The 11,137-nt window shown below is 29.6% G+C and carries 13 protein-coding genes and 1 riboswitch; of the genes, 3 read left to right on the top strand and 10 right to left on the bottom strand.

Features of this window, described 5'->3' with window-relative positions; all coding sequences use genetic code 11:
- Positions 1 to 138: 138 nt before the first annotated feature.
- The gene (locus tag INR60_RS08905; RefSeq protein ID WP_194191168.1) at positions 139 to 1,050 is read right to left on the bottom strand and encodes a D-alanine--D-alanine ligase; all 912 of its coding nucleotides are present in this window, start codon (positions 1,048 to 1,050) and stop codon (positions 139 to 141) included.
- 175 nt (positions 1,051 to 1,225) lie between these two features.
- On the opposite strand from INR60_RS08905, the gene INR60_RS08900 reads away from it, so the two are divergent.
- Positions 1,226 to 2,098, top strand: coding sequence for a DMT family transporter (locus INR60_RS08900; protein ID WP_194191167.1), 873 nt, complete (start codon positions 1,226 to 1,228; stop codon positions 2,096 to 2,098).
- A gap of 418 nt (positions 2,099 to 2,516) precedes the next feature.
- On the opposite strand, the gene thiE is transcribed toward INR60_RS08900, so the two are convergent.
- From thiE to INR60_RS08865, 7 genes are all read right to left on the bottom strand, one after another.
- Positions 2,517 to 3,134 (bottom strand): thiamine phosphate synthase, encoded by a 618-nt coding sequence (gene thiE / locus INR60_RS08895; protein ID WP_194191166.1) that lies wholly within the window; start codon positions 3,132 to 3,134, stop codon positions 2,517 to 2,519.
- Complete coding sequence (gene thiM / locus INR60_RS08890) at positions 3,121 to 3,945, bottom strand: hydroxyethylthiazole kinase (protein WP_194191165.1); 825 nt, start codon at positions 3,943 to 3,945, stop codon at positions 3,121 to 3,123. The genes thiE and thiM overlap by 14 nt, the downstream gene beginning before the upstream one ends.
- A gap of 15 nt (positions 3,946 to 3,960) precedes the next feature.
- Positions 3,961 to 4,764 carry a bifunctional hydroxymethylpyrimidine kinase/phosphomethylpyrimidine kinase gene (gene thiD / locus INR60_RS08885; RefSeq protein ID WP_194191164.1) on the bottom strand — a complete coding sequence of 268 codons (804 nt, stop codon included), beginning with the start codon at positions 4,762 to 4,764 and terminating at the stop codon, positions 3,961 to 3,963.
- A 23-nt stretch (positions 4,765 to 4,787) separates the two neighbouring features.
- On the bottom strand, positions 4,788 to 5,285 hold the full coding sequence (thiW, locus tag INR60_RS08880; RefSeq protein ID WP_194191388.1) for an energy coupling factor transporter S component ThiW: 498 nt from the start codon (positions 5,283 to 5,285) through the stop codon (positions 4,788 to 4,790).
- 117 nt (positions 5,286 to 5,402) lie between these two features.
- Positions 5,403 to 5,505: riboswitch (TPP riboswitch) on the bottom strand.
- A gap of 58 nt (positions 5,506 to 5,563) precedes the next feature.
- Positions 5,564 to 6,442, bottom strand: coding sequence for an L-serine ammonia-lyase, iron-sulfur-dependent, subunit alpha (sdaAA, locus tag INR60_RS08875; RefSeq protein WP_194191163.1), 879 nt, complete (start codon positions 6,440 to 6,442; stop codon positions 5,564 to 5,566).
- Between the two features lie 2 nt (positions 6,443 to 6,444).
- Positions 6,445 to 7,125 carry an L-serine ammonia-lyase, iron-sulfur-dependent subunit beta gene (gene sdaAB / locus INR60_RS08870; protein WP_194191162.1) on the bottom strand — a complete coding sequence of 227 codons (681 nt, stop codon included), beginning with the start codon at positions 7,123 to 7,125 and terminating at the stop codon, positions 6,445 to 6,447.
- A 150-nt stretch (positions 7,126 to 7,275) separates the two neighbouring features.
- Positions 7,276 to 7,611 (bottom strand): hypothetical protein, encoded by a 336-nt coding sequence (locus INR60_RS08865; protein ID WP_194191161.1) that lies wholly within the window; start codon positions 7,609 to 7,611, stop codon positions 7,276 to 7,278.
- Positions 7,612 to 7,780: 169 nt separating this feature from the next.
- On the opposite strand from INR60_RS08865, the gene INR60_RS08860 reads away from it, so the two are divergent.
- Both INR60_RS08860 and INR60_RS08855 read left to right on the top strand, forming a co-directional pair.
- Positions 7,781 to 8,278: a hypothetical protein gene (locus INR60_RS08860; protein ID WP_194191160.1), complete on the top strand. Its 498-nt coding sequence runs from the start codon at positions 7,781 to 7,783 to the stop codon at positions 8,276 to 8,278.
- Between the two features lie 23 nt (positions 8,279 to 8,301).
- The gene (locus tag INR60_RS08855; protein ID WP_194191159.1) at positions 8,302 to 8,790 is read left to right on the top strand and encodes a DUF986 family protein; all 489 of its coding nucleotides are present in this window, start codon (positions 8,302 to 8,304) and stop codon (positions 8,788 to 8,790) included.
- Between the two features lie 75 nt (positions 8,791 to 8,865).
- On the opposite strand, the gene INR60_RS08850 is transcribed toward INR60_RS08855, so the two are convergent.
- Together INR60_RS08850 and INR60_RS08845 are read right to left on the bottom strand one after the other, a co-directional pair.
- Complete coding sequence (locus tag INR60_RS08850) at positions 8,866 to 9,375, bottom strand: GNAT family N-acetyltransferase (protein ID WP_194191158.1); 510 nt, start codon at positions 9,373 to 9,375, stop codon at positions 8,866 to 8,868.
- A gap of 24 nt (positions 9,376 to 9,399) precedes the next feature.
- Entirely contained in the window at positions 9,400 to 11,058 is a 1,659-nt protein-coding gene (locus tag INR60_RS08845; RefSeq protein ID WP_194191157.1) for a nucleoside kinase, read from the bottom strand.
- Positions 11,059 to 11,137 lie beyond the last annotated feature (79 nt).

Here is an 11,137-nt window from a genome sequence, read left to right as displayed (position 1 = left end):
AGATTTTCTTAATATTTTCTTAAACAAACTTCTACATTTTATTTTAAACTAGATATCAAAAAAAATATAGGATGCGATACTAATACTAGTATCTCATCCTATATATTAAATCTATACTAAATTCTTTTTAAGTTTAAATTATCTCTTTTCTTTTAAAGATTCTTCTATTATTTTATCCACTAACTCAGCATAAGAAAGATTTTTTCCAGCTGCACTTTTAGGGAATAAACTATTTTTAGTCATTCCAGGTAAGGTATTAACTTCTAAAAGATATGGAACCTTATCTTCAGTTATTATAAAATCAATTCTTGCATAAACAGCACACTTTAAAGCTCTGAAAGTTTTAAGTGTCATATCTAAAACTTCTTCATGAAGTTTTTCTTCAAGTTCTATAACATATTCATCTGAACCACCATCTTTATATTTAGCTTCAAAGTCAAAAAATTCTGCATTTGGCTTTATAGCAACAACAGGGTACATTTCATTTTGTAAAACAGGACAAGTTATCTCTTCACCTTTAATAAACTTTTCAATCATAACTTCTGTGTCCCATTTAAAGGCTTCTTTAACTGCGTTTTCTACCTCTTCTTTTGATTTTATTATAAATGTAGCAACACTTGAACCTCCGTGAGTTGGTTTTATAACTATAGGATATCCTAATTTTTCTATTTCTTCGTAATTTAACTCTTCTAAGCTTCTTAAGTTTATCCACTTCGCTGTTCTAATTCCAGCTACCTTTAAAAGACTCTTAGTCATATCCTTATCCATACAAGCTGCACTACTTAAAGGTCCACAACCTGAATAAGGTATATCTAAGGCTTGAAGAACTGATTGAACAGTACCATCTTCACCAAATTGTCCATGAAGTGCTAAAAGTGCAAAATCTATTTTTTCTTCTAATACCTTATGTATTATATCTTCTTTTTTATCTATAACGATGCCACAAACATCATATTTATTTCTATCTATATTTTCTAAAATTGAATTACCACTTTTTAATGAGATTTCTCTCTCAGATGAGATTCCTCCCATTATAACTCCAACTTTCATTTAATTCCCTCCAAACATTTTATAAGCTTTAACTTTTATATTATATCACTTCTATTTATCAAAATACAAAATATCAGAATATTTTAATATCTATAATCACAATCTTTCCTCCTTGCAATTATATTTATAGTAGTATAGTGTAATTATTATAAAAAAACTAATAAGGAGAAACTTTATGAACGACAAGAAAAAAGCAATAATATTAATAATTATTTCAGCTCTTGGTTTTGCTTTAATGAGTACTTTTGTTAAGCTCTCTGGGGATATTCCCTCTATAGAAAAGAGTCTTTTTAGAAATTCAGTAAGCTTTGTTGTAGCCTTTTATATTATAGTAAAAAGTGGAGATAGTTTCTTTGGTAAAAAAGAAAATAGAAAATATTTAATTGGAAGATCTTTACTTGGTACTTTAGGAATAGTTGCAAATTACTATGCTATAGAGCATTTAATCTTAGCTGATGCTAATATGTTAAACAAGCTCTCACCTTTCTTTGTAATTATTTTTTCTTATATATTCTTAAAAGAAAAAATAACTCCAAAGCAAATGATAATACTTATTATAGCTTTTGTAGGAAGCTTATTTATAATAAAACCTTCATTTAATTTGTCAGTTATTCCGGCACTAATAGGTGCATCATCTGCAATATTTGCTGGAGGCGCTTATACCTTTGTAAGGTTTTTAGGGAATAAAGAAAAAGGACCTACAATAGTATTTTTCTTTTCTGCATTTTCAATAGTTTCAACACTGCCATTTGTAATTGCAGATTTTGTTATGCCAAACCCAATACAAGCTTTTTACTTATTTATGGCAGGAGTATTTGCATCTATCGCACAGTTTGCACTTACATCAGCATATAAATATGCGCCAGCTAGAGAAATATCAATTTACGATTACACTCAAATAATATTCTCAGCTATAATAGGTTTCCTATTATTTGGACAAATACCAGATTACTTAAGCTTTATTGGATATGCCTTAATTATAGGTGCATCACTTATAATGTTTATTTACAACAATAGACTCGCAAAAAAAATATTAGAAAAAACATAAATAAATTTAATAAAAGCCAAGGGGAGTGATTGATGCATCCCTTGGCTTTTATTATCTTAAATTAGAAAAGTATAACATTACCTTATCTTAGAATAATTTTATCAAAACTCCTTAATTTTGTGAGCAACAATTTTATATAACATTTATTAGCTACTTATTTATTATCTTAACTAAATACTTATAAAATGCTTGTCTTAATTCATTTATTATTCTTAAAACAACAAAGTAATATAACATTTCATAAGTATATTTTGAGTATCTTTATTACATAAGCTAGTCTAATTTCAAAATAAATTTTTCATTTTCTAAAATTCCATATCTTAAATTATAGAAAACAACAAACTAATATAACATTTCGTAAGCTAATTTTTTCAAAAAATATACCCACCCCTGTAAGGGCTTGTCCCGCCATTTTTTATTACATAAACTTCTCACTAAATTTATTGACTGTTTCTTTTATATTTTTAGAATCTAAAATAGCTGTTATAACTGCTACTCCGTCGACATTTGCTTTTAAGTCAGCTGTTATATTATCAAGCTTTATTCCGCCTATCCCATAAACAGGTAACTTTACTTTATCTCTTATTTCCTTTAAAATTTCTATACTTATAACGCTAGTATCTTTTGTAGATGTGCTATAAATTGCACCGCACCCTAAATAATCAGCACCATCTTCAAAAGCCTTAATGCTTTCTTCTAATGTTTTAGTTGAAACACCTATTATTTTTTCTGAGCCTAAGATTTTTCTAGCCTCTTTACAAGTCATATCGTCTTGTCCTACATGAACCCCATCAGCATCTACAGCTAAAGCAACATCTATCCTATCATTCACTAAAAAAATAGAGTTAAACTCATCGCATAAATCTTTTATTTTTTTACTTCTCTCTACCATAACTTTAGTAGAAACATCCTTATCTCTATATTGGACTAAAGAAACTCCAGATTCTAAAGCTTCTCTAACCTTTTTAAGTAGAGATTCAAATTCTAATCTGTGGTCAGTTACTAAATATATTTTCTTATCTTTAAAATTCTTCATATTTTACCTTCCCTCTTTTTATAATTTCTTCCTCAGTTAAAATAGATAATTTATCTAGAGTTTCGTATTTAAACTTCATAAGACCAAAATCCTTACTTCTCTCTTCTCCAAATTCTCCTGAAATCCCCATAGTTAAAAGAGCCTTAGTGCACCCAAATATAAGATTTTCTCCTAAATCTTTACCACACTCTACTGAAAGCATACCTCCAAGCATACAGCCAGTCCCAGTTATTAATGAAAGCTTTGATACTCCATTATTTATTCTTATTTCTCTAAATCCATCAGTTATATAATCTTCTTTACCTGTTATTACTATTATTGTTTTCTTTTCTTTTGAGTAATCTCTTAAGTCTTTTCTTAGTTCCTCTGTGTAGCCTGAATCATCCATAGAATCTATCCCTATAAATTCACTCTTAAGACCTAAAAGATTTTTAACTTCAGTTAAGTTCCCCTTAATTAAAGTTACCCCTATATCTAATAATTTTTTTACTAAATCTCTTCTAACTTTAGTAACGTGACAACCTACAGGGTCTAAAACTATAGGAATATTATTTTCCTTAGCCTTTTTTGCTCCTTTTAAGATGCTATCTGCCTTTTCACACCCTAAAGTTCCTATATTTATATGAAGACAGTTAGATATACTAACGCCCTCTTCTATTTCATTTAAGTCATCTATCATCATAGGCTTTCCACCGTATGATAATATAGTTTGTGCTACATCATTCATAGTCACTGTATTAGTAATTGAATCTACTAATGGGCTTAAAACCTTAAACTTTTCTGCTCTTTTTAAAATATCTCTTAATTCCATACCACTTATTCTCCTTTATAATAAACCAGATTTTTTATATAACTCATAGAAGTGATTGGTAGGACCTACCCCTTTTCCAAGTTCAATCCCATGTTCTATTGCAACTGTAATGTATCTTTTACCTTCTCTTACAGCTTCCTCAATACTCATTCCCTTAGCTAAATTTGCAGCTATAGCTGATGATAACGTGCATCCTGTTCCGTGAGTATTTTTAGTATTTAATCTTTCTTGTTTATAATAAGTAAACTTTTCTCCATCATATAAAAGATCAGTAGCATCATCTTCTAAATGACCACCCTTAACTAAAACGTATTTAGGTCCAAGTTTTTTTAAATCTAATGCAGCTTCTTTCATATCTTCTAGAGTTTTTATTTCTCTTCCTAATATTTCTTCAGCTTCTGGAAGGTTTGGCGTTACAAGAGTCGCTAGAGGAAATAATTCTTCTATTAAAGTATCTTTAGCATCTTCTGATAATAGTTTAAATCCACTTTTTGAAACCATAACTGGATCTACTATAACTTTAGGAAGATTTTCTATATTTCTTAAAGATTTTCCTATAGCTTTTATTGATTCTATTTTTGATACCATTCCGATTTTTACTGCATCAACTCTTATATCATCAAATATAACTTTTATTTGATCTTCAATCATATCAGGAGTTATATCTTGAATTGAAAAAACTCCTTGTGTATTTTGTGCTGTAATTGCTGTTATTACGCTCATCCCAAAAACTCCATTTGCTTGAAATGATTTAATATCTGCTTGAATTCCAGCTCCTCCCGAACTATCTGACCCTGCTATTGTTAGTGCTCTGTACATCTAAATCACCTTATCCTCTCAAATTATGTTTCTACTTTTTTAAAAATATTTTCTATACTTTTTGCCCTTAGTAGTAAATACGCTATAAATGCGCCTACTAAAGAGCTGCTTGAAAACGGAATTATATAAATTAATAATCCAGCTTCCTTTCCCATAAGAAGAGCCGCTACAGGATATGCTACTAATGCGCCTATAATCCCAGTTCCAATAAACTCTCCAAAACAAGCTGCAATCTTACTTTTATATTTTTCATATAAAAGCCCGCTTAAAAATGCTCCTATCATACTTCCTGGAAATGCTAAAAGGCTTCCTGTTCCTAAAATATTCCTAATTAAAGAAGCTAAAAATGCATTTCCTAAAGCGTAAAAAGGTCCTAGAAGCACAGCTGATACAACATTTACAAAGTGCTGCATAGGAGATACTCTAGCTCCTAAAATAGGAATCGAAAAGCTTCCTAAAATTACAGCTAAAGCTATTAAAATCCCGCTTAGTGCTAATTTATAACTCTTACTCTTTTCTATAAAAACATCCCCTTTTTCGATATTTTAAAAATTAATTCTAAAGATATAAATTTTTGTAACAAAAAAAGTAGTTAGCCTTCAAAAGGTTAACTACTTTAAAATATCTAAATAACTTTATTTACTAAAATAGTTCTTCCCTACGCTGGCACTATCCAAATCAGGTATTGAGGGTTTAGGAAAAATCCAATCTCAGCTTTTAAAAGCTCCCCTAGAATTAATTTCTATTTACTTTTACTATTTTATGATATACCAATTTTGGTTTTAAGTCTACTTAAATACTAGTCATCACCAAAAACTTTTCTTTTAAGTTCAAGTCCAGCTTCAGTAACTGCAACTCCGCCAAGTCCTGTTTCTCTAAGTGATGGTGGAAGTTGTTTTCCTACTCTATACATAGCTGTAACAGTATCATCAAAAGGAATTTTTGACTCTACTCCTGCCATTACTAAATCTGCTGTGCAAAGTGCACTTACAGCACCTGCTGCATTTCTTTTAGCGCAAGGAATTTCAACAAGTCCAGCTACAGGGTCGCAAACTAGTCCTAAAATATTTTTTAAAACTATCGCACCAGCGTCTAAGCTCATCTTAACAGTACCACCCATCATATGAACTACGGCCGCAGCTCCCATAGCAGCAGCTGATCCACACTCAGCTTGGCAACCTCCTTCAGCTCCTGAAAGAGTTGCATTCATTCCTATAATAGTTCCAACTGCAGCTGCTGCAAATAAAGCATCTACAAGTTCATCTTCAGTTTTATTAAGTTTAGCACCTGCTGCAAGAACAACAGCTGGAAGTATACCACAAGACCCTGCTGTAGGACATGCAACTATTCTTCCCATAGAAGCGTTAACTTCAGATGATGCAAGAGCCATAGCCATAGCCATAACTGTAGTCCTTCCAGTTAAAGTTTCTCCACGCTTTAAATATTCGTTGATTTTATATCCATCTCCACCTATAAGCCCACTTACAGAATAAACTTCAGTTTCAGTTCCTTCCTCAACTGCATCTATCATAACTTTAAGGTTTCTTCTCATCTTTTCAAAGATAACTTCTCTATTTTCACCTGCATTTTGCATTTCACTTAAAAGAGCATACTCACTTAAAGAAATACCTTTATCTTCACATATTTTTAAAAGCTCTTCTCCACTTCTAGCTACCATTATTATTCACCGTCCTTAACAGGGTTTATCATTATTACTCTACTTATATGTTCTAATACTTTTATCTTATTTAATGTTTTTTGATCTAATTTATTATCAAGTTCGAAAACCATATTAGCGCCCTGTCCTTTTTGTCTTCTAAAAACGCTCATATATGCAATGTTTATTCCTTCATCATAAAGTAATCTAGTTACTTTTGAAACTACTCCTGGAACATCTTCTTGAGATATTATTAATGTTGGGTACTCTCCAGTAAATTCTACTTTATTTCCGTTAACTTCAGTCATTTTAATACTTCCGCCACCTATAGAAGAACCCATAACTTCTCTAGTTTCCCCCGATACAGTTTTCATTATAAACCTAACTGTGTTTGGGTGAACATCTCCTAAATCTTCCTCTCTAAAAGAAAACTTTAATCCTCTTTCTCTTGCTATATCCATAGCTATTCTTAATCTTTTATCGCTAGGTTCCATCCCTAAAATCCCAGCAACTAAAGCTCTATCAGTTCCGTGTCCTTTATAAGTTTTTGCAAAAGAACCATGAAGACCAAATACAACTTCTGAAACTTCATCACCAGCTACAGCCCTTGCAACTTTTCCAAGTCTTGCAGCACCAGCTGTATGAGAACTTGAAGGTCCTATCATTATAGGTCCTAATATATCGAAAACTCCAACATTATTCATAGTCTCACCTCATCTATTTGTATCAAATTTTGTCTATTTTTATCTATCTATAGTTTAATCTATTAACCTTGCTTTTATCAAGATAATAAAAAAAATATCCTTAATTAAAATTTAGATAATTTTTAAAAAGGATATTTTAGATTTAATAATTTATTTTTTAATCTCTATAGAACTAGTCTTTTTAGGTGAACCAAATAAACCCTCATACATAAGTTCAAAGCCACCATCATTCATTTTTATGTCTGAATCGTCATTTACATAAAAGTTATTCATAGTAGTTGTTATAAGTTCAAACTTTTGAAGATTATTTTGATCTAATAATACATCATAAAGATAAGCTAAGTGATCTTGTAAGTATTCTTGCATTTCTCTTACTTCTTCGTCAGTTAATTTCCCTTCATCATAAAGCTTTTTAGCTGGACCATTTCTAAATATAAAATAGGCTGAAGCCTTAGTAATATTTTTAATATAATCTTTTGTCTCCATCAATAAACACCTCAAAATTTTATTTATATTATTTATTTAACTATAATAATATAAATAAAACAAGATATTGCATTTTTTTACTTTAAATTATATTAACATTTCGTTAATATAATTTATTTTATTTTGAGTTATATTATAGATTAGAAATTAATTTTTAGGAGGGCTTATTATGAACCCATTATTTTTCACAATATTTAAAATTTTCCTTATATTAACTATGATTTTTGTAGTAGGTAAATCAATTTTTGTAACAAAAGAAGCGAGCAAGGATGGAACTGCAGAAAAGATAACTATGTTTTCTGGAATAGGACTTATTAACATATTCTTATTATTAGTACTATTTATTCCTTTAATCTATGTAAGTACAAAAGGACAAAAACTTTTCACATTTGATAATATCTATCTTTTATTCTTTTTAATATTTATTTTATACCAAATTTACGTAAACACTAGAATTTTACTATACAAAAATGGTATCCTAGTGATGGGTCAATACATTAAATACAAAGACATAAAAAAAGCTAGAATTGATGATTGTAAAATAGGTAAAACAGTTATGCTTTTAACAACAACTGGCGGTATGTCATTTAAAATTGGTAAGAAAGATGATGACAAATTAAGAGAGGTAATAAAGAATCATAAAATCCAATTGGTTAAATTTGATTAATAGCTTTTAGTAAAGGAGGATAAATGATACTTTTTACTTTAGGGGGAGCTTTTATCTTAATACTTATAGGGGTCTTAGTCGGTAAAAGCGCATATATGGAGTTTACTCTTAGACGAAAAGAAAAACCTGTAATTATTCGTTTTTTTGGAACTCCATTATTTTTTAACATAACTATAATTTTAATAATTTTACTTCCAACTATAATAAAAGATATTATAACAAAAACTTGTATATTTCATTTAGGAAATCTCTATGTTTTATTAATAGTAATCTTTTTAATTTATCAATCCTATGTTTCATCAGAAATATTAATATTTTCACATGGAATATTTTATTTAGGGACTTATATTAAATATGAAAATATTAAAAGAATTGAATTAGTTCAAGTAAAAAACAAATACTCAATCGAGGTTGTAGGTTCAGTTTCTCTTATGAACGTAAACTTAAATTTAGAAAGCGCAACTAAATTTTACAAGCTTATGGTTTTTCACGGAGTTAATATTTACACATAAATTTAAAATTATAGTATTAAATTTAATAACATAAAGGGATGTTACAATAAATAATTTGTAACATCCCTTTTTTATTTAAATATTTTCATTATATCTAGCCATAATATATTGATTTGCATACTTTCCTTTTCTAACTGCTGCAAAAAGCTTTTTCCCCTCTACTACAAAGCCCATTCTTTCATAAAGTTTTTTAGCTCCTTTATTTTCTTCGAAAACTTCAAGTTCTAATCTCTTTATCATAAGATAGTTATCTGCAAGGTTAATAATTTCTTTTAAAAGAGCAGTTCCTATCCCTTTTCCAGTATACTCATCTCGAACCATAATTCCTAAAGAGCCAACGTGCCTAGACCTAGGTGAGTCATCAGTACTCATTCCTACCATCCCAACTACTTTTAGCCTTTCATTTTCTTTTACTTCAGCTACAAAAAGATGGTCATTTTTCCCTAAGTTCTTAATCATATTTTCAGCTCGTGTAACTCTTTCACTTGGAATTGCATAGAGGTTATCACGTACTCCCTCCATCCTTCTAAGCTCATTAACATCACTTGCATCCTCATATCTAATCGGTCTTATTATAAATTCCAAAAACATCCCCCCTTTTTATTATATTTAGTATTTATAAAAACAACTTCCACCAATAAATTCTCTTAAAATAGAGTTTTCTGGAACTTTATCCATAGGAATTTCTTTAAAGAAGTTTAAAAACTCAATAAGTCTAGTAGCCTCGTTATAAACTGGACTATCTTTTTCTATCTTTTGAAGTTCTTTTAAAGCGTATGGCTTAAGGACTCCTAGTTCATAAACTAAAGTTGAGTTAAACATATCATCAGCCTCTTCTTGGTAGCCGAAAATATTTTTCTTTTCTCCTCTTTTAATTGATGGCCACATTTTTAAAGTATCTTCCCCGCCGTACCCTCTAGATAAATAATCTCTAACTATTCTTCTAAGTTTTCTTACGTCTGTTGTTGGAATTCTGTTGTGATTATCTAAATTTAATTGAGTTAATGCTGAAATATATACTTTATATTTATTTTTATCATCTATAGCATTTGTAAGCATCGGATTTAAGCCGTGTATACCTTCTACTATAAGTATTCCGTTTTGAGGAAGTCTTATAGTATTTCCAAGCCACTCTCTTTTCCCTCTTTTGAAGTTGTAAGTTGGGATTTCTACAGCTTCTCCTTCAAGTAATCTTTCTAAATGATTATTTAAAGTATTAAGGTCTAAAGAATGTATAGATTCAAAGTCAAAATCTCCATTTTCATCCCTTGGACTATCTTCTCTATTTACAAAATAATCATCTAGAGATAGAGGCATAGGAACAAACCCATTTACTCTAAGTTGAATACTTAACCTATTTGCAAAAGTAGTTTTACCAGAAGAAGAAGGCCCTGCAATCAAAACCATCTTTATTCCTTTTCTTTCTGTAATTCTATCTGCTATATAAGCTATTTTCTTTTCGTGAAGAGCCTCTGAAACCATAACGACATCTCTAAGTTCTCCATGTTCTATTTTATCGTTTAAGCTTCCAACTTCTCCAACACCTAAGATGTTAAGCCATTTTTCAGTTTCTAAAAATATCCCAGATAACCTTTTTTGCTCTACGTATTTTGGAAGATGATTTATATCTTCTTTTCTAGGACTCCTTAAAATAAATCCAGGCTCGTAATACATAAGATCCCATGCTTTTATAATCCCAGTTCTTGATGCCATTTGGCCGTAGAAATAATCAAATCTTCCTTCAAGTTCATAAAGCTTAACGTAATTAAAATCAACATATTCTAAAAGTTTAACCTTATCTTCCATTTCATAACTTTTAAAGACTTCTATTGCATCTTCTTTAGTTACTTTGATTTTATTTATTTTAAAATCTCCATCTATTAATTCTTTCATTCTATTTTTTATTAAAACTATATCTTCTTTTGATAAAACCTTTTCTTTGTGTATCTCACCAAATAAGCCTTTACTAATTGAATGTTCTATAGTTATTTTAGCTTCTGGAAAAATATCTAAAGCAGCTTTAATAAATATAAATTGAAGTGTTCTAGTATAGACATTTATCCCAATTTCGCTATCTAATTTTACTATTTCTAAGTCTCCACTTTCTTTAACTTCTGCTACTAATTCATAATACTCATTATTTAGTTTACATAAAGCTACATCACAAGCTTCATCCTTATAATACGTATTTACTATATCTTGAAAGCTTGCACCTTTATCTATTTGTACTATTTCTCCGTTTTCTAAAGTTATGTTGTATTTATTCATAATTAGTGCCTCCCTATAAGTTCTATACCTTTATTTTATTATATACTAGAACCTATTTTTTTGAATATAAAACTTTAAT

Origin of the sequence: Clostridium chrysemydis (assembly GCF_015234215.1) — a bacterium.
Classification (GTDB): Bacteria; Bacillota; Clostridia; order Clostridiales; family Clostridiaceae; genus Clostridium; species Clostridium chrysemydis.
Note: the sequence above shows the minus strand (reverse complement) of the source record. Positions and strands in the feature narration are given on the sequence as shown.